Here is an 18,227-nt window from a genome sequence, read left to right as displayed (position 1 = left end):
TCTATGTTGATAGTTAGTTGTACCGCAGCATCAGTGCTGATGCTTTTGGAAGGAACGCAATGACCGCCGTCTCGACCGCTGCCGTAAGCAACATCCAGGCCCAGAGCTCCACCACCAGCAAGGTGCTGGGCTACCCGCTGAATGCCTGGTACGTGGCTGCCTGGGACCACGAGGTGACCCGCAAGCCCATGTCCCGCCGGATCGCCGACCGCCCCCTGGCGCTCTACCGGACCGAGGACGGCAAGGCCGTTGCCCTGGCCGATGCCTGCTGGCACCGGCTGGCCCCGCTGTCCATGGGCAAGACCACCGGCCGGGACGGAATCCAGTGCCCGTACCACGGGATCGTCTACAATTCCGCGGGCCGCTGCATCTCCATGCCGGCACAGGAAACCATCAATCCCAGCGCCACCGTGCCGTCCTTCCCGGTGGTGGAACGCCACCGCTACGTCTGGGTGTGGCTGGGTGATCCCACGCTGGCCGACCCGGACTCCGTGCCGGACATGCACCAGCTGTCATCCGATGAGTGGGCCGGCGACGGCGAGACAATCTTTGCGCCCTGCAACTACCAGCTGGTGCTGGACAACCTCATGGACCTCACCCATGAAGAGTTCGTCCACTCCTCCTCCATCGGCCAGGATGAGCTCAGCGAATCCGAATTCATCGTCACGCACGACGACGACACCGTAACCGTCACCCGCTGGATGCTCAACATCGATCCGCCGCCCTTCTGGCTCAAGAACATGCGGGACAAGTTCCCCGGGTTCGAAGGCAAGGTAGACCGGTGGCAGATCATCACCTACCGTGCGCCGTCCACCATCAACATTGATGTGGGCGTGGCCAAGGCCGGAACGGGGGCCCCGCAGGGTGACCGCAGCCAGGGCGTGAACGGGTTCGTGATGAACACCATTACCCCGGAGACGGCCAAAACCTGCCACTATTTCTGGGCCTTTATGCGCAACTACCGGCTGGACAGCCAGCTCATCACCACCCAGCTGCGCAACGGCGTCCACGGCGTGTTCGGCGAGGATGAGGAAATGCTCGCTGCCCAGCAGGCAGCGATCGACGCGAACCCGGACTACGAGTTCTACAACCTGAACATCGACGCCGGCGGCATGTGGGTGCGGCGGCTGATCGAGCGCCGGCTTGCGGCCGAGGGCCGGCGTCCGGATGGCAGCCGGCTTCCGGACGGCAGCCGGGCCAGCGCGGTGCTGGGCTAGGCGATGGCAGCAACGAACGTCGAAGTCTGGCAGCGCGCCGTCGTCCGGGAAACCCGGGACGTGGCCGAGGGCATCCGCCGCATAGTGCTCGCACCCGGGCAGCCGGTTCCGGCTGCGGCGGGAAGCCACGTGGACGTCATGGTCACCATTGATGGTGAGAAGCACCGCCGGTCCTACTCAATCGTGGAAACGCACGACGGCGGCAGGGAACTGGCGATCAGCGTGTTCCGCACCGCGGCGTCCCGCGGCGGATCCATCTTCATGCACACCCTGGCGCCGGGCGATGAGCTGGAAATAACCCAACCCCTGCAGAACTTTCCGCTGCGGGTGGGGGCACCGCGCTACGTCCTGCTGGCGGGGGGCGTGGGCATCACCGCCATCCTGAACATGGCCCGGGTCCTGAAGAACGTAAAGGCCGACTACCGGCTGGTCTATGCCGGACGGAACCGCAGCGCCATGGCGTACCTGGCTGAACTGCAGGCAGAGCACGGTGCCGCCCTTGAAATCCATGTGGACGCCGAGGGAAGCGGGCTGTCCGTGACGGAATTGGTCGAAGGGCTGCAGGACGGAACGGAACTGTACATGTGCGGGCCCATCCGCCTCATGGACGCCGTGCGCCGGTCCTGGCGGGACCACGGCCTGGACCCCGCCAACCTGCGCTATGAGACGTTCGGCAACTCCGGCTGGTACCGCCCGGAAGAGTTCATTGTGCGGGTGCCGCGCCTGGGACTGGAAACCCGGGTGGGGCCGGGCCGGTCCATGCTCGAAGCCCTCGAAGACGCCGGAGCGGACATGATGTTCGACTGCCGCAAGGGCGAGTGCGGGCTCTGCGAAGTCCGGATCCTGGACCTGGAAGGCAAAGTGGACCACCGGGACGTCTTCTACAGCGAACGCCAGCAGCGCGCCCGGGAGAAAATGTGCTGCTGCGTGTCGCGCGCCGTCACAGATTCCGCCGCGGAAGCCGGGAATCCCGGGCTCACGCGGGGTCCCGCCGTCGTCACCATTGAGGTCTCCTAAACTGTTCTGTGATACGTCTTACGAAGGAGCGGTACCCACCTGCCTGAGCAGGCACTAAGCCGCGCCTTCGTATAGATTGAACTGAGCATTCCGCATAACGGAATGGTCGGTGAGTCACCGAATTACTTTGAGGGGACCCCGCCCTCAACCGAGAGGCTGCATATGAGCGTCAGTGAAGACAGAACGGACATCCTCAGCGGGCTGACCAGCCAGCTGCCGGACCGTGACCCGGAAGAGACCGCGGAATGGATTGAATCCCTTGACGAGCTGATCCGCTCGCAGGGCACCGAGCGTGCGCAGTTCATCATGCGTTCACTGCTCCAGCGGGCAGGTTCCCGCTCCGTTGGTGTACCCATGGTGACCACCACCGACTACGTCAACACCATTCCCGTGGACCAGGAACCCGAGTTCCCCGGCGATGAGGAAACCGAACGCCGCTACCGCGCCTGGCTGCGCTGGAACGCCGCGGTCATGGTGCACCGTGCGCAGCGCCCGGGCATCGGCGTCGGCGGCCACATCTCCACCTATGCCGGTGCCGCCACCCTGTACGAAGTGGGCATGAACCACTTCTTCCGCGGCAAGGACCACCCCGGCGGCGGCGACCAGGTCTTCTTCCAGGGCCATGCCTCCCCCGGCGTCTACGCCCGCGCCTTCCTTGAGGGCCGCCTGAGCGAAGAGGACCTCGACGGTTTCCGGCAGGAGAAGTCCCGCGAGGGACACGCCCTGTCCTCCTACCCGCACCCGCGGAACATGCCCGATTTCTGGGAGTTCCCCACCGTGTCCATGGGCATTGGCCCCATGAATGCCATCTACCAGGCGCAGTCCAACCGCTACCTGCACAACCGCGGCCTCAAGGACACCTCCGACCAGCACGTCTGGGCGTTCCTGGGCGACGGCGAAATGGACGAGCCTGAATCGCGCGGCCTGCTCCAGCTTGCCGCCAACGACAAGCTGGACAACCTGACCTTCGTGGTCAACTGCAACCTGCAGCGCCTGGACGGACCCGTCCGCGGCAACGGCAAGATCATGCAGGAACTGGAAGCCTTCTTCCGCGGCGCCGGCTGGAACGTCATCAAGGTTGTCTGGGGCCGCGAGTGGGACTCGCTGCTTGAAAAGGACAACGACGGCGCGCTGGTGGACATCATGAACTCCACGCTCGACGGCGACTACCAGACCTACAAGGCCGAGTCCGGCGGATTCGTCCGTGAGCACTTCTTCGGCAAGACCCCGCAGACCAAGGACATGGTTGCGGACCTGAGCGACCAGGAAATCTGGAACCTCAAGCGCGGCGGGCACGACTACCGCAAGGTCTACGCCGCGTACAAGGCTGCCACCGAGTTCAAGGGCAAGCCAACGGTCATCCTGGCGCACACGGTCAAGGGCTACGGCCTGGGCACGCACTTCGAAGCCCGCAACGCCACGCACCAGATGAAGAAGCTGACGCTGGAGGACCTGAAGGCTTTCCGCGACCACCTGCGCATCCCCATCACGGATGAGCAGCTGGAAGCCGATCCGTACCAGCCGCCGTACTACCACCCGGGAGCTGACTCGCCGGAGATCAAGTACCTGCTGGAACGCCGCCGGGAACTGGGCGGCAACGTGCCCGAACGCCGTGAGAAGCACGCACCGGTGAAGCTGCCGGAGGCATCTGCCTACGAGGTAGCCAACCGCGGTTCGGGCAAGCAGCTGGCGGCCACCACCATGGCCTTTGTCCGCCTGCTCAAGGACCTCATGCGGGACAAGGAATTCGGCAAGCGCATTGTGCCGATCATTCCCGACGAGGCCCGTACCTTCGGCATGGACTCGTTCTTCCCGACGGCGAAGATCTACAACCCCAAGGGGCAGAACTACCTCTCCGTGGACCGGGACCTCGTCCTGGCCTACAAGGAATCCCCGCAGGGCCAGATTGTCCACGTGGGCATCAACGAAGCCGGTTCCATCGCAGCGTTCACCGCTGCCGGTTCCGCCTACGCCACCCACGGCGAACCGCTGATCCCGGTCTACGTGTTCTACTCGATGTTCGGATTCCAGCGCACCGCTGACTACATCTGGGCAGCAGCTGACCAGATGGCCCGCGGTTTCCTGATCTCCGCCACCGCCGGCCGTACCACCCTCACCGGTGAAGGCCTGCAGCACGCCGACGGCCACTCCCCGATCCTGGCCTCCACCAACCCCGCGGTGAAGACCTACGATCCGGCCTACGGCTACGAGATCGGGCACATCATGCGCCGCGGCCTCGAGGAGATGTACGGAGAGGATTCCGAAGACCGGAACCTGATCTACAACATCATGGTTTACAACGAGCCGATCCTGCAGCCCAAGGCTCCGGAGGACCTGGACGTTGAAGGTGTCATCAAGGGCATCTACAAGGTCTCCGCATCCGACGCCAAGGGTCCCAAGGCCCAGCTCCTCGCTTCCGGTGTGGCAGTTCCGTGGGCGCTGGAAGCACAGCAGCTGCTCGCCAACGACTGGGGTGTCTCGGCTGATGTCTGGTCCGTGACCTCCTGGAACGAACTGCGCCGTGACGGTCTGGCCGCTGAGGAAGAAGCTTTCCTCAACCCCGGATCCGAACCGCGCGTACCCTTCGTGACCCAGCAGCTTGCCGGTGCTGAAGGACCGATCGTTGCCTCAACGGACTACATGAAGGCAGTTCCGGACCAGATCCGCCAGTTCCTGCCGAACGACTTCGCGTCCCTGGGCGCGGACGACTTCGGTTTCGCTGACACGCGTGCAGCAGCCCGTCGCTACTTCAAGATCGACAGCCACTCCATGGTCGTGAAGACCCTGCAGCTGCTTGCCGGCCGTGGTGAAGTGGATGCTGATGCTCCGCGCCTGGCGATGGAGAAGTACGACCTGCTGAACGTCAACGCAGGCACCAGCGGCAACGCAGGCGGCGACGCCTAAGCGGTACCGTCTGTCCCGGAAGGGCCGGAAACCGTTCGCGGTTTCCGGCCCTTCTGCGTATGTTTCCGGAGTCTCAGCGATGCCGCGTGAGGTCCTCGGCGATTTCCCTGGCTGCAGCCTGGAGCAAGGGCACGGCCCGGCGTCCGAAGGCATCATCCACCCGCGAGGTTGGCCCCGACACGGAGATCGCTGTAGGTGTGGGTGCGCCCGGAACTCCCACCGCGAAGCAGCGCACCCCAAGTTCCTGTTCCTGTTCGTCCACGGAGTAGCCGCGCTGCCGAATCCGGGAAACGTCTACCAGGAGTTCCTCGACATCGGTGATGCTGGCCTGCGTCGCGGCCGGCAGGCCGGTTCGGGAGATGACCCTGCGAACCTGCTCGTCGCTGAGCTGCGCCAGAATTGCCTTTCCGACGCCGGTGGCGTGGGTGTGGGCCCGCCGCCCCACTTCCGTGAAGGTCCGCATCGAATGGCGCGAAGGCGCCTGGGCAATGTAGAGCGCCTGGTCGGAGTCCAGGACGGCCATGTTGGCGGTCTCCCCCAGTTCATCCACGAGGTTTTTCAGGACCGGCATGGCCAGGACGCCAAGCTGGGCTGATGCGGCCTCCCCGAGGCGGATAAGCCGGGGGCCCAGTGAATAACGGCGGTTGGGCAGCTGCCGTACGTACCCCAGTCCCACCAGCGTCCGGAGCAGGCGGTGAATCGTAGGGAGCGGCAGGTCTGCCGAAGCGGCGAGTTCGCTCAGTGTGGCCGATCCGCCGGCATCCGTTATGAGTTCCAGCAGTTCAAAGACCCGCTCAACGGACTGGACTCCGGTTCCAGTGGTTCGCTCATCCATCAGGCAGGTCCTTCCGGTACGGTTCACCCAAGTGAACGGTTCAGCACTGAGTCCATTGTCATTCCGTATGGCAAACAATATTATCCGTCATACGGAAGGCAAAGGCGCAGGGAGGAGATTCCGATGGCTGTCCCCGGACCGGGAAACTCAATCGCCCTGCGGGTGAAGTCGCCGTCGGACGTTGGTGCAGAGAGTGAGCTCGCCGCTGCTGTCGGCGCCGCCGGGGCGACCCTCACCGGACTTGACGTGGTGGAATCCGCGCAGCGGTTCCTGCTGATCGACCTTACCTGCAACACGGTTGACGCAGCCCACGCGGCCGGGGTCGCTGAAGCGCTGGAAGGACTGGACGGCGTTAGCGTACAGAGTGTTACGGACCGGACTTTCGCAATGCACCTGGACGGCAAAATCGGCGTCGTGCCCACCGTGGCGCTGGACAACCGTGACGACTTATCCCGTGCCTACACACCCGGAGTCGCACGCGTCTGCCTCGCCATCGCGGAGGACGCGGCTCAAGCAAGGCGCCTGACCATCAAAGGAAATACCGTTGCCGTGGTCACCGACGGGTCCGCTGTTCTGGGGCTTGGAAACATCGGACCCGCTGCAGCGCTTCCCGTCATGGAGGGCAAGGCTGCGCTGTTCAAGAAGTTCGGCGGCGTGGATGCCTGGCCGGTATGCCTGGACACCCAGGACAGCGAAGAAATCATCCGGACCGTCAAGGCGATCGCTCCGTCTTACGGCGGCATCAACCTGGAAGACATCGCCGCCCCGCACTGCTTCGAAATTGAACGCCGGCTGCGCGAAGAACTCGATATTCCCGTCTTCCATGACGACCAGCACGGCACCGCGGTTGTGGTGCTGGCGGCTCTGAAAAATGCCCTGCGCGTTGTGGGGAAGCCTCTGCCCGGAACACGCATTGTGGTCTCCGGGGTGGGCGCGGCCGGGTCTGCAATCATCCGGCTCCTGCTGGCCGACGGCGCCGAACGGATTACCGCCTTCAGCCGCGAAGGGGTGGTCAGCTCTGCGGATGTCCAACCGGACCCCACCCGGGCCTGGCTGGCCGCCCATACAAACGCGGAACAGTTCTCCGGGAGCCTGCCGGAGGCACTTGCGGGAGCCGACGTGTTCATCGGCGTCAGCGCTCCCAACATCCTCACTGAGGCAGACATTGCCGCCATGGCCCCGGACGCCGTCGTTTTTGCCCTGGCCAACCCGGACCCTGAGGTAGATCCGGCAGCGGCTGCAAGACACGCCGCCGTCGTGGCGACCGGGCGCAGCGACTTCCCGAACCAGATTAACAACGTCCTGGTGTTTCCCGGGTTCTTCCGCGGCCTGCTCGATTCCGGCGTCACGGACTTCTCCGACGCCATGCTGGTGGCCGCCGCACACGCCATCGCAGAGCGCGTCACCCCGGCAGAGCTCTCCGCCGCGTACATCGTGCCCAGTGTCTTTGATCCGGGAGTCGCCCCAGCAGTGGCCACGGCAGTCGAAGCTGCTGCCGGGGCGGCGTCGTCTTCGGGGACGGCACCGTGACTTCCCGCGCCCACGCACCGCGCCTGGGTCTGGGCAGCTCGGACTACGAGCACGTTGCGCAGTCGCTCCGGCCCACGGATAAGCTGCTGGCCCGGGCTTATCCCGGGGATGACGGCAGCCGCCAGCCCGTTCAGACGGTCTACGTTCCGGCCAACACGTTCACTCCCAGCCTGCCTCTGGAATGGGGCCGGCGGGCGCTGGCTGCGGTGCAGGGCCAAGAGGGGCTGGAACGGCTCGCTTCCCGGCTGGGCCTGGGGGAACCCGACGTCCTTGCCGGTCTTGTGGCACGGAAACTCTCCACCGAACCGGTAGAAGACCTGCGGCTGGATTTCGAAGACGGTTACGGAACCCGCCCGGACGACGAAGAAGATGCGGATGCTGCCGCGGCCGGGTTCGCCGTTGCAGCGGCTGCCTCGGCGGGATCCGCCCCCGCTTTTATGGGGATCAGGTTCAAGTCCCTCGAAGCCGGCACCCGGGAGCGCGGGCTGCGCACCCTTGATCTCTTCCTCTCCGCGCTGCTGGCAGAACTCAAGGTGCACGGCCTGGAGCTGCCCGAAGGCCTCACGCTCACGCTGCCCAAGGTCAGCACCGCGGCGCAGGTTGAAGCCATGACATACGTCTGCGGCCGTCTGGAGGAAGTCCATGGGCTGCCTGCCGGGCGGCTGCGGTTCGAGGTGCAGGTGGAAACACCGCAGGTGATCCTGGGCGCCGACGGCACCGCCGCCGTCGCGAGGCTCCTGCACGCCGCTTCCGGCCGGGTGAGCGGCCTGCACTACGGCACGTATGACTACAGTGCGGCACTGGGAATCGCTCCGGAACACCAGTCGCTGGAGCATCCGGCCGCGGATTATGCGAAGACCGTGATGCAGGCCGCCGCTGCAGGCACCGGAGTCCGGCTGTCCGACGGCTCCACGAACATCCTGCCGCTCGGGGACGCTGAAAACATGCACCACGCCTGGGCACTGCACGCCCGGCTGGTGGCGCGCTCACTGGCCGCCGGTTTCTATCAGGGCTGGGACCTGCACCCCCACCAGCTGCCTACCCGGTTTCTTGCCACGTACGCCTTCTACCGCAGCGGGTTCAGCGCCGCAGCCTCCCGGCTGGCGAACTACGCAGCCGGACGGGAAGGCACCGTTCTGGACGAGCCCGCCACCGCCCGCGCCCTGGCCCGGTTCATCCAACGGGCCGCAGCCTGCGGAGCCGTAACCGAGGCTGAGCTTTCCGCTGCCGGGGTGCCGCCGGAAGAACTGAACCGCCTTGCCCGCACCCGAGAACCGGAGCACATGTGAGCCGCTATTACGCGCCCGAAGCCAGCCTTCCACCCCAGACAGCGCTCCTCTCCGGTCGTGCCGTGGTCACCGAGGCCTATACCGTCATACCGCGCGGCGTGCTGCGGGACATCGTGACAAGCGTCCTGCCGGAATGGCAGGGCACCCGGGCCTGGATCCTGAACCGGCCCGTCGCCGGCGGGGCCACGACGTTCGCGCAGTATCTGATGGAGGTGGCCCCGGGAGGCGGATCCCGATCTCCCGAGCCGCAGCAGCAGGTGGAATCGTTTGTCTTTGTGCTCGACGGCGGTCCACTGGCAATCACCATCGACGGCGAGCGCCACAAACTGGACCCGGGCGGCTTTGCCTACCTGCCGCCGGAACGGCTCTGGGAAGCAGCCAACGATGGCAGTGAACCGGCACGGTTCCAATGGATCCGCAAGGCGTACGAGCCGCTGGCCGGGCACACCCCGGCCGTCGTCGTCGGGCATGAAAGCGAAATCGAACCGGCGGGCATGCCCGGAACGGACAACAGATGGCGGACCACCCGCATGCTGCCGGTGGGTGACCTGGCTTATGACATGCACGTCAACGTGGTGACCTTCGAACCCGGTGCGTCCATTCCGTTTGCCGAGACCCACGTGATGGAGCACGGGCTCTACATTCTGGAGGGAAAGGGCGTATACCGGCTCAACGAGGACTGGGTGGAAGTGCAGGAAGGCGACTACCTGTCCCTGCGGGCGTTCTGCCCGCAGGCCTGTTATGCGGGCGGCCCTTCGAACTTCAGGTACCTGCTGTACAAAGACGTCAACCGCCAGATCATGCTGTGAACCAGAAAGAGCCCATGCACTCCGTATTCTCCCTCCCCAGCCCGGACCTGACCGTAAACTGCTCGATCATGCTGGCGGATCTTCCGCTGCTCGAACGCCCGGCTGCCGCAGCGGCCGCAGGGTTCGACGCCGTCGAGTTCTGGTGGCCGTTCGAGTCGCCGGTGCCCGGGGACCAGGAGGTCGATGCCTTCCTGCGTGCGATTTCCGATGCGGGAGTGCGGCTGACGGGGCTCAACTTCTATGCCGGGCATATGTCCGCCGGGGAACGCGGGGTGCTCTCCTCGCCTTCGAAGAGTGCCGCGTTCCGTTCCAGTCTGGATACCATCGCCGGGATTGCGGAGCGAACAGGGTGCCGGGGGTTCAATGCGCTGTACGGCCTGCCGGAAGACGATGTTGCGCCAGCCGTCCAGGCTGACTGCGCGGTGGAGAATCTGGCGGCAGCCGCCGACGCCGTCGCTCATCTGGGTGGGACAGTGCTGCTTGAGCCGCTCAGCGGACTGCCGTCGTATCCCCTTGAGTCAGCCGCCGACTGCTTCACCGTGCTCGACCGGGTTCACGGCACCGGACGGCAGAACATTGCCCTCTTGGCAGATTTTTACCATTTGGCCGTGAACGGGGAGGACATCCCGGCCCTCATCGCGGGCCACGCGGCGAGGTTTGGCCACATCCAGCTTGCTGACGCTCCGGGACGGGGTGCGCCCGGAACCGGCAATCTGCCTCTGGTGGAGTGGACGGCGGAGGCTATCTCGGCGGGTTACAGCGGGTTCATCAGCCTGGAGTACCGGAGTCCCAGCACGGAAGCGTTTGCCTGGCTGGAACCGTACCGCGCGGGCGCGGCAGGCACCCGGTGACCAGCTTCGACCTGGTGATCCGCGGGCACAGGATCTTCGCCACCGCCGGGACGGGTGCCTGGGAGGTTGGCGTCCGCGGAGGTGTCATTGCCGCCGTCGAGCCGCTGGGCACTGGCTTGTCCGGAACGCGGGAAATCGAGCTGGCAACGGATGAGGTGCTGCTGCCGGGTCTGGTGGACACCCACGTCCATGTGAACGAACCCGGGCGCACCGAGTGGGAGGGCTTTGCATCGGCCACCCGTGCTGCTGCCGCCGGCGGGGTAACCACCCTGATCGACATGCCGCTGAATTCGATTCCGCCCACCGTGTCCGTTGCGGCGCTGGAGGCCAAACGCGAGGCTGCCTCCGGGCAGGTGTACATCGATGTGGGGTTCTGGGGCGGAGCGGTTCCCGGCAACACGGCCCGCCTACGTCCCCTGCACAATGCCGGTGTCTTTGGCTTCAAATGCTTCCTGGTCCATTCGGGGGTGGACGAATTTCCGCATCTGGAACCGGAGGAAATGGAGAAGGACCTTACTGAGCTGGCCGCCTTCGATTCCCTGCTGATCGTTCACGCAGAGGATCCGCAGGTGATTGCCGAGGCAGCGCAGCCCTCCGGTCCCCAGTACGGCAGGTTTCTGGCATCCCGGCCGCGGGCGGCGGAGAACAAGGCGATTGCCCGGGTCATCGATGCCGCCCGGAGAACCGGCGGGCGGGCGCACATCCTGCATCTGTCCTCCGCCGAAGCGCTGCCGCTCATCGCCGCTGCCAAACGGGAAGGCATCCGGCTGACGGTCGAGACCTGCCCGCATTACCTGACGCTGACCGCCGAGGAAGTTCCGGACCGGGCTACGGCTTTCAAGTGCTGTCCGCCGATCCGGGAAGCCGCCAACCGGGAACAGCTGTGGCAGGGACTCACGGACGGGACAATCGATTTGGTTGTGTCGGATCATTCCCCCAGCACCCTGGACCTCAAGGACCTTCAGCACGGTGACTTCGGGGTGGCCTGGGGCGGGGTGTCGTCACTCCAGCTGGGACTCTCCGTGGTTTGGACCGAGGCGCGGCGCCGCGGGATCCCGTTGGAAAGGGTCGTGGCGTGGATGTCCCGCGGGCCGGCCGAGCTGGTGCAGCTGGACCGCAAAGGGCGTCTGGAAGAAGGCGCCGACGCTGACCTTGCGGTTTTCGCCCCTGATGAGTCGTTTGTGGTCGATCCCGCCCGGCTGCATCACAAGAACCCCGTCACGCCCTACAGCGGCAAGATGCTGACCGGCGTAGTTCGGCGAACGTTCCTGCGGGGCACACAGGTCACCCATGTCGGAAAATCCCTGGAGGCTCCGTCAGGGTGTTTGCTCCGCCGCTAATCGGCTGCACCCAATGCGCACCGGGGATAAACTAACCGGCACGCGCACGGGGTCCGGCTGCCGGGTCTGGCTCGGCAGCCGCATCCGGCTCGGTCCCCTGAGAGTAATTCAGCACTGGATTCACCCGATAGGTCAGCCCAAATGAAGACTGCCATTCCAAGACGCCCGGAACGGGCTGCTTCGCGGACCAGAATCCCAGCGACTTGTATTTGTGATGCTTGCGGCAGAGGTTCGCCAGATTCCCGTGTTCGGTGTCTCCGCCTTCTGCCCAGGGAACCGTATGGTCAATTTCGGTTCTTGGTGTCCCAACGGAACATCCGGGAAAACGGCAGGTGCCGTCCCGGGCCTGCAGCCAGCGTTTGAGTCCAGCCGGAACCTTCCGATGCCGGCCCACGGCCAGGATCTCGCCCGTTCCGGGGTCCTGGACCAGCCCGGTCCAGTGAAGAGCCTGCCGTGCCAGCCGCCGCGCCGCTTCGGAGCTGATTGGGCCATACCCGTTTAGCTCAGCCGGCTGGTCGTCCGCACCAAAGAGCGTATCTGCCGGGATAAGCACCATAATCTCCGCCGCTGTCTGTGGCAGGTCCCGGGACTGTGGGCTGCTACCGGCTTCGGACCCGAGCAGGAGGGAAGCCAAGATGTCTGCCCTGAGCTGGTCCAGCGTTCGGGAGTCCCCTCCGTCCTGCTGTCCGCGGGCAACCGATGTCAGCCTGGAAATAATGGCCTGGCCCTTCTCCGCAGCCACGAACGCAGTGAGCTGTCCCATCCCGTCAGGAAGCGGATCGAATCCCACCCGGCGTCTCTCCAGGGCGGCACGGTGTCGTTCGATCATGGTTTCCGGCCACTGCCGTTCCCTGAGCCGCCGGGCGGACCGCATGAACTGGGCGCAGGTCCGCCCTTCGGCCAGCTGCAGCAGCTCGCTCTGGAACCCCTGCTGTTTGTCTTCGGGAACACTGTCAGCCTGGTCGATAATGGCCTGGGCGTGCCGGTAACTGAAGCTCCCGCGCGACAGGCCCGCGAGCGTCTCCGAATACCGCCCGCACAGCGCCTCCGACTCGCTCACCAGCCGCATCGCAGTCATGTGGGGCAAGTGCAGCACCGCGCCAGCCTCGGCTGCAGTCAGTGACATGGCCATCGCCGGATCCGGTTTCTTCAGGGTTTTCTCAACGTCCCGACTGATGAGCTGCTCCATCCGGTGCAGTACGCGGGCCTGCTGTGCCTGTGCCCAGGCTGTGAGCCGGGCCAGCTCCTCCAGGACCCCGGCGGCCTCCGCTGCGTCCATTGCGTCCAGCCCGGAAACAGACAGGGACCCTTGCAGACGCCGGGAGAGGGATCCTGCGGGGGCAAACCCCTCAAGGCACGCGCCGCTGGAAATCCCGTCCGGATCCAGTACACGTTCCATACCCGCAAAGTGCCATGTCCGGGGGCGGGTCCGCATCAAAGACAACGCAAGCTGTGGAAAACCCAGAGCCTCCCGAATGCCCCTGTGGATGATCGCCCCGGGACCACTACGAGCGCAAAGGCAGCCGCCGCAGCTCGACGTCGACTGTTCCACCGTCAATAACCGCAACCATGTATGTACAGAAAGGCTGCCGCCGCCGGTCCGTCGGAGACCCGGGGTTGAGCAGCCGCAGGCCGCCCGGGGCAGTGGTGTCCCATGGAATATGGCTGTGCCCGAAAATCAGCAGGTCAGCATCGGGATACGCCTCAGCCATCCGTGTCTCGCGGCCCTGCGTCGCACCGGTCTCATGAACGACGGCGATCCTCACCTCCTCAACGACGGCGCGTGCCACTTCGGGCAGCCGGGCACGAAGAGCGGGACCGTCATTGTTGCCCCAGCAGGCCAGCAGCTTCGTTGACCGCTGTTCAAGTTCATTCAGCAAATCCTCACTAACCCAGTCCCCTGCATGCACCACCAGGTCCGCAGTTTCAACGGCAGCCCAGACCTCGTCCGGGAGTACCTTCGCCCGCACGGGAAGGTGCGTGTCCGCGAGCAGGACAATCTTTGTGGCCATCAGTCCATCACTCCTTACGCAGGTTCTGTTCCTGTCCTTCCCTGCACCATGCCTGCAAACTCGCCAGGCGCTCCTGCAGGCCCAGCACCGTGCAGAGATCCCGGACGGAGGTGATCCGCGGGTCCTGCTCCACCAGGGACACAACTTCGCCGGCGAGCGCGGCTTTTTTGTCCGGGACGCCCAGGGACGCGAACAGGTTCTCAATGACTCCCTGTGCCGCTGAATGCGAGTTGGGATTGTGGGGGTCACCGGTCATTAGGTCCCGCACCTCGCCTTCCAGGTCCTGGAGAAGGGGCAGCTCGAATAAGCCAAGGAGACGCACCGTGACTGAAGCACTTCGAATCTGGCGCGAAAGAGCGCACCCCGGCGAAGCGGATGACGCCGGAAGATGGTCGAGCAGCAGCCGGAGCGCCCGGTGGGCACGGCTGAGCCTTAGCCGGTAAGCCACCGGCGAAACGCCAAGGACAGCTGCGGCCTGTGGCCCCGAGAGGTCTTCGAAGACGGCCAGGCCCAGCGTTTCCTGATGGGTTTCCGAGAGCATCCGCCAGGCCCGTGCGACGTCGATGCGCCGGGTGGCCAGATCGATATCGGCAGTGGAGGCCGGAAGGTCCGCGGCCTCGGCAAGCCGCAGGCCGAGCGCCCCGTTTCTGCGCTCACCGCGGCCGTTGTTCAGGAGGATGTTGCGGCTGATGCCGAAGATCCAGGCACGTGCGTCACCGGCAGAGGGAGGAACTTCGTCAAGGCGGCGCCACACCACCAGGAAGGTGTCCGCGACTATGTCTTCGGCGCGGTCGGCATCGGCGCGGCGCCGGACGAACCGGAGGAGGTCCGGATAGACCGCGGCGTAGAGCGTCCGGAACTGCTGCTCCCGGTCAGGTTCACCTGAAAAGTGGGTCATGCACTGTACCTGTCCACCACCCGGCTGAGTGTTTCATACCGCACCGGACAATCAGCAGGAATTACCCGGCGTGCTCCCTGCGCAGGTCCGCCTTGCGGATCTTGCCGCTGGCTGTCCGGGGGAAATCAGGCACGATCTCCACCGTTTTGGGAATCTTGTATCGTGCCAGCCGACCGTCCAAATGGGCAGCGACCGCATCGGGTTCCAGGGTGAACCCTTCTCGCAGCGTGATGATGGCCCTGGGCACCTCGCCCCACTTTTCATCCGGGACGCCGATCACTGCCACCCCGCTGACCGCTTCGATTTCGGTGATGATCTGCTCGATTTCGGCGGGATAAATGTTCTCTCCCCCGGAAATGATCATGTCCTTGAGCCGGTCGGAGATAAACAGGAACCCGTCTGCGTCGAAATAGCCCATGTCGCCCGAACGGAACCAGGTCCCGTCGGTGAAGGCGGATTCCGTGGCGTCAGGGCGGTTCCAGTAGGACTTGATGACGTTGGGTCCGCTGATCTGGACCTCACCCACTTCACCGGGCTCAGCCGTGGTGCCGTCAGGCCGGGCGACACGGACAGAGGTGAAAAAGTGCGGAATGCCGGCGGAACCGGCTTTTTCCCGGGAGTACGACGGCGGCAGGGCAGTGGCGCCGGGAGCCGTCTCGGTCATGCCGTAGCCGCCGGAGAAACTCAGGCCGCGCTCTTCGTAGGCGTCGATGACACGCAGCGGCACGGCAGAACCGCCGCAGGTGAGCTTCCGGAGCGAGCTTATGTCGCGTTTGGCCCAGTCCGGGTGTTCGCAGAGCAGCTGGTAGGTGGTGGGCACGCCGCTGATGTAGGTGGCCCGGTATCTTTCGATCAGTTCCAGGGTGCGGCCGGGTTCGAACCGCGTCTCGAGGATGACGGTGGCACCTTTGAGGAGGTTCGGAAGCACACCCATGTCCAGGGAAGCGACGTGGAACAGCGGGGAGATCATCAGCGCAATGTCGTTCTCGGCGACGTCGTAGTCAACCAAAACGTTGAAGCAGTTCCACGTCAGGTTTCCGTGCGTGAGCAGCGCACCCTTGGGCTGCCCAGTGGTGCCGGAGGTGTAGAGAATAATGGCACCGTCGTCGAGCGAGACCTGCGCATCAGCAAACGGTGCAGTGCCGGCAAAGCAGTCCTCATAAGGCTGCACGGTAAGGGCACCGGCCTCGGCCGCAGGTGTTTTTGTTCCGTCGTCAACCAGCAGGCGCAGCCGGACGGCCGTGTCCCGGGCGCCGCGGGAAGCCAGTTCGTCCAGCGCCAGGGTGTTTACCAGTACCGCGCTGCCGGAGTCCTGCAGGGCGAACTGGATTTCAGGCGGTGCCAGCCGGGTGTTGAGCGGAACGAAAACGGCCCCCAGCGACGCCGCGGCGAAGAACGTTTCCAGGAAGGAAGGGTGGTTGTCGCCGAGGAAGGCAACCCGGGTGCCGTGCTCCACTCCGTTGGCGCGAAGCGCGGCTGCAAGGCTGTTGATCCGGGCGTCGAGCTGCTCGTACGTCATTGCCTCTCCACCGAAGACCAATGCGGTCCGCGAACCGGATTTGATGCGCTGCCGGTTGATCCATGAACCAACACCCTGGTTCTGCATTACTCAAACGTCCTTCGTCACTGTGCCGGATGGTGCTGGGGGGTAGTGCCGGAGCCCGCCTGAGGAGGTACAGGCGGGCTCCGGCACGGCTTCTAGTCGACTGTCATGGCTCCGAGGTCCGGAGCCTTCTCGACGAAGTTGTACTTGACCATGAGTTCGCCCATGTTCTCGAGCTCCTCGGTGCGCAGCTCGGCGTCGTACTGCTCCATCTTCAGGTTGGCGGCCACTTCGGCCGGCATGTTCATGAAGGCCGGCAGGACTGCCTTGACGTCGTCAATGTTGGCTTCGGCCTGGGTCAGCAGGTCTTCCATGGCGCTCTTGAACTTCTCCACGGTCTCCGGGCTGGAGGAGGCGTAGTTCCCGGAGGTGAAGGTCACCATGGTGGGCATACCGGGAACCGCTTCCTGGTTGGAGTAACCCACCAGTACGTTGTCCGGGTTGGAGAGGGCCTTGCTGAGGAACGGTTCGGGGATCCAGATGGCGTCCGTGTTGCCGAGGTCCAGCTGCGCTTCCATGTCCGGGAACGGCATTTCGGAGAACTTGATCTGGGTGGGATCGGCGCCGGCCAGGGAGGCTGCCTCCATGATCGTCAGGTCGCCCTGGGTGTTCACCGCATTAACGGAGGCGGTCTTGCCTTCCAGATCGGCGAACGTAGTGATCCCGGAGTCGGCCCGGGCCACTACGCCGTTGATGTCCTCTCCTTCGGCGTAGGAGTTGGAGTACCCGGTGACGATCTTCATGTCCAGGCCCTTGTCCTTGGCCACCATGACGGTCAGCGGGTTGCCGACGGCGAAGTTCATGTCTCCGGTGGAGACAGCGGGCAGCATGGCGGCGCCGCCCTGTCCGGTCTGGAGTTCGACGTCGAGCCCGTGCTCCTCGAAAATGCCCTCGTCCACGCCGTATTGCATGGCTGCCGAAGGTGCGATGCCGATGACGCCGACGACGATCTGCTCGAGTTCGCCGTTCGCAGCGGCCGAACCGGATGCGGACGGGGAGGAGCTGGAATCGCTGCCGGACAGGCTGCCTCCGCCGCAGCCCGCCAGTGCCAGGGTTGCGACGGCGCCGAGCGCAAGGGCCTTGGCAGCCCGCCGGGTAATGAAGTGCCTCATGACTTTCCTCTTCCTTGAGGGGGGAAATGGATACTGCTGGAGATGGTGCTGGTGATGCGTTGGTGCTGCCCGAACCGCGGACGGGGCCGGGGGTCTGGTGGTCCTAGGCGTAGAAGCGGGCCAGGAACTCTGCGACGACCGCGGGGCGTTCCTCGCCGTCGATCTCGATCGTGTTGGATGTCTTGATCTGCACACCGCCCTTGACCTCGGTGACTTCGGAGATGACCGAGTGGAGGCGGACCTTGGAGCCAACCTTTACCGGGTTGGTGAAGCGGACCCGGTCCAGGCCGTAGTTGACCTTGGTCTTCACGCCTTCAACGTCGAAGAGCGAGCTCCAGAGCGGAATGATCAGGGACAGCGTCAGGAAACCGTGCGCAATCGGTGCACCGAACGGGCCGTCCTTCGCTTTCTCCGGATCGGTGTGGATCCACTGGTGGTCATCCGTTGCGTCGGCAAAGGTGTTGATCTGGTCCTGGGTGATCTCGATGTAATCGGTGTAGCCGAGGTTCTTGCCCACCAGGGAGGGAAGTTCTTCGAAGGTGACAACAGTGGCACTCATGTGGTTTTTTCCTTGCGGTTAGTTGGTAGCGGTCTGGGGCTGGAGTTCTTCGGGCAGGGGCGGGAACTTCTCTCCCACGCTCTGCTGCTTTCCGGCGAACGGGAAAGCTGCGGCGAGCTCCTCGTAGGACCAGCCGCCGTCCCGGTACTCCGACTCCACAGCCTCGGGATGGGACCACAGCTGCAGCCGGTCACCACCCACACCAATGGCCTGCCCGGTAATCCCGGCAGCCTCCTCCGAGGCCAGGAACG

15 protein-coding genes and 1 pseudogene are annotated in these 18,227 nt (G+C 64.9%); 8 read left to right on the top strand and 8 right to left on the bottom strand.

The window, feature by feature from the left end; all coding sequences use genetic code 11:
- The first annotated feature begins 59 nt into the window (after nucleotides 1–59).
- The 3 genes from FYJ28_RS11440 (at nucleotide 60) to aceE (ending at nucleotide 5,138) form a co-directional block, all read left to right on the top strand.
- Nucleotides 60–1,217, top strand: coding sequence for an aromatic ring-hydroxylating dioxygenase subunit alpha (locus tag FYJ28_RS11440; protein ID WP_152225842.1), 1,158 nt, complete (start codon nucleotides 60–62; stop codon nucleotides 1,215–1,217).
- A 3-nt stretch (nucleotides 1,218–1,220) separates the two neighbouring features.
- Nucleotides 1,221–2,234, top strand: coding sequence for a PDR/VanB family oxidoreductase (locus FYJ28_RS11435; protein WP_154579377.1), 1,014 nt, complete (start codon nucleotides 1,221–1,223; stop codon nucleotides 2,232–2,234).
- A 162-nt stretch (nucleotides 2,235–2,396) separates the two neighbouring features.
- Complete coding sequence (gene aceE / locus FYJ28_RS11430; RefSeq protein ID WP_154579376.1) at nucleotides 2,397–5,138, top strand: pyruvate dehydrogenase (acetyl-transferring), homodimeric type; 2,742 nt, start codon at nucleotides 2,397–2,399, stop codon at nucleotides 5,136–5,138.
- 73 nt (nucleotides 5,139–5,211) lie between these two features.
- On the opposite strand, the gene FYJ28_RS11425 is transcribed toward aceE, so the two are convergent.
- Complete coding sequence (locus tag FYJ28_RS11425) at nucleotides 5,212–5,973, bottom strand: IclR family transcriptional regulator (protein ID WP_154579375.1); 762 nt, start codon at nucleotides 5,971–5,973, stop codon at nucleotides 5,212–5,214.
- A 123-nt stretch (nucleotides 5,974–6,096) separates the two neighbouring features.
- On the opposite strand from FYJ28_RS11425, the gene FYJ28_RS11420 reads away from it, so the two are divergent.
- Genes FYJ28_RS11420 through allB form a run of 5 tightly spaced genes read left to right on the top strand, consistent with a single transcriptional unit; the run spans nucleotide 6,097 to nucleotide 11,792 of the window.
- Complete coding sequence (locus FYJ28_RS11420) at nucleotides 6,097–7,503, top strand: NAD(P)-dependent malic enzyme (protein WP_154579374.1); 1,407 nt, start codon at nucleotides 6,097–6,099, stop codon at nucleotides 7,501–7,503.
- Complete coding sequence (locus FYJ28_RS11415) at nucleotides 7,500–8,792, top strand: DUF6986 family protein (RefSeq protein WP_442778585.1); 1,293 nt, start codon at nucleotides 7,500–7,502, stop codon at nucleotides 8,790–8,792. Before FYJ28_RS11420 ends, FYJ28_RS11415 begins: the two co-directional genes overlap by 4 nt.
- On the top strand, nucleotides 8,789–9,601 hold the full coding sequence (locus tag FYJ28_RS11410) for a bifunctional allantoicase/(S)-ureidoglycine aminohydrolase (protein WP_326831674.1): 813 nt from the start codon (nucleotides 8,789–8,791) through the stop codon (nucleotides 9,599–9,601). The genes FYJ28_RS11415 and FYJ28_RS11410 overlap by 4 nt, the downstream gene beginning before the upstream one ends.
- Before the next feature lie 14 nt (nucleotides 9,602–9,615).
- Nucleotides 9,616–10,452 carry a hydroxypyruvate isomerase family protein gene (locus FYJ28_RS11405; protein ID WP_154579373.1) on the top strand — a complete coding sequence of 279 codons (837 nt, stop codon included), beginning with the start codon at nucleotides 9,616–9,618 and terminating at the stop codon, nucleotides 10,450–10,452.
- Entirely contained in the window at nucleotides 10,449–11,792 is a 1,344-nt protein-coding gene (gene allB / locus FYJ28_RS11400; protein WP_326831673.1) for an allantoinase AllB, read from the top strand. The genes FYJ28_RS11405 and allB overlap by 4 nt, the downstream gene beginning before the upstream one ends.
- A 31-nt stretch (nucleotides 11,793–11,823) precedes the next feature.
- On the opposite strand, the gene FYJ28_RS11395 is transcribed toward allB, so the two are convergent.
- The 7 genes and pseudogenes from FYJ28_RS11395 to FYJ28_RS17135 form a co-directional block, all read right to left on the bottom strand.
- Nucleotides 11,824–13,191 carry an HNH endonuclease signature motif containing protein gene (locus FYJ28_RS11395; RefSeq protein WP_195840659.1) on the bottom strand — a complete coding sequence of 456 codons (1,368 nt, stop codon included), beginning with the start codon at nucleotides 13,189–13,191 and terminating at the stop codon, nucleotides 11,824–11,826.
- A 106-nt stretch (nucleotides 13,192–13,297) separates the two neighbouring features.
- Nucleotides 13,298–13,804: a metallophosphoesterase family protein gene (locus tag FYJ28_RS11390; protein ID WP_154579371.1), complete on the bottom strand. Its 507-nt coding sequence runs from the start codon at nucleotides 13,802–13,804 to the stop codon at nucleotides 13,298–13,300.
- A gap of 7 nt (nucleotides 13,805–13,811) precedes the next feature.
- Nucleotides 13,812–14,702 carry an RNA polymerase sigma factor gene (locus tag FYJ28_RS11385; protein WP_154579370.1) on the bottom strand — a complete coding sequence of 297 codons (891 nt, stop codon included), beginning with the start codon at nucleotides 14,700–14,702 and terminating at the stop codon, nucleotides 13,812–13,814.
- A gap of 61 nt (nucleotides 14,703–14,763) precedes the next feature.
- Nucleotides 14,764–16,308: an acyl-CoA synthetase gene (locus tag FYJ28_RS11380; RefSeq protein ID WP_154579369.1), complete on the bottom strand. Its 1,545-nt coding sequence runs from the start codon at nucleotides 16,306–16,308 to the stop codon at nucleotides 14,764–14,766.
- Nucleotides 16,309–16,400: 92 nt separating this feature from the next.
- The gene (locus FYJ28_RS11375) at nucleotides 16,401–17,417 is read right to left on the bottom strand and encodes an ABC transporter substrate-binding protein (protein ID WP_154579368.1); all 1,017 of its coding nucleotides are present in this window, start codon (nucleotides 17,415–17,417) and stop codon (nucleotides 16,401–16,403) included.
- A gap of 103 nt (nucleotides 17,418–17,520) precedes the next feature.
- A complete protein-coding gene (locus tag FYJ28_RS11370) occupies nucleotides 17,521–17,976 on the bottom strand; it encodes a MaoC family dehydratase (RefSeq protein WP_154579367.1) in 456 nt (151 codons plus the stop codon).
- An 18-nt stretch (nucleotides 17,977–17,994) separates the two neighbouring features.
- Nucleotides 17,995–18,227 (bottom strand): annotated as a pseudogene (locus tag FYJ28_RS17135) (dehydrogenase); the annotation flags it as partial.

Source organism: Arthrobacter sp. BL-252-APC-1A (assembly GCF_009696625.1).
Lineage (GTDB): Bacteria > Actinomycetota > Actinomycetes > Actinomycetales > Micrococcaceae > Arthrobacter_B.
The sequence above is the reverse complement of the archived record's forward strand: the minus strand, read 5'-3'. Positions and strand labels throughout refer to the sequence as shown.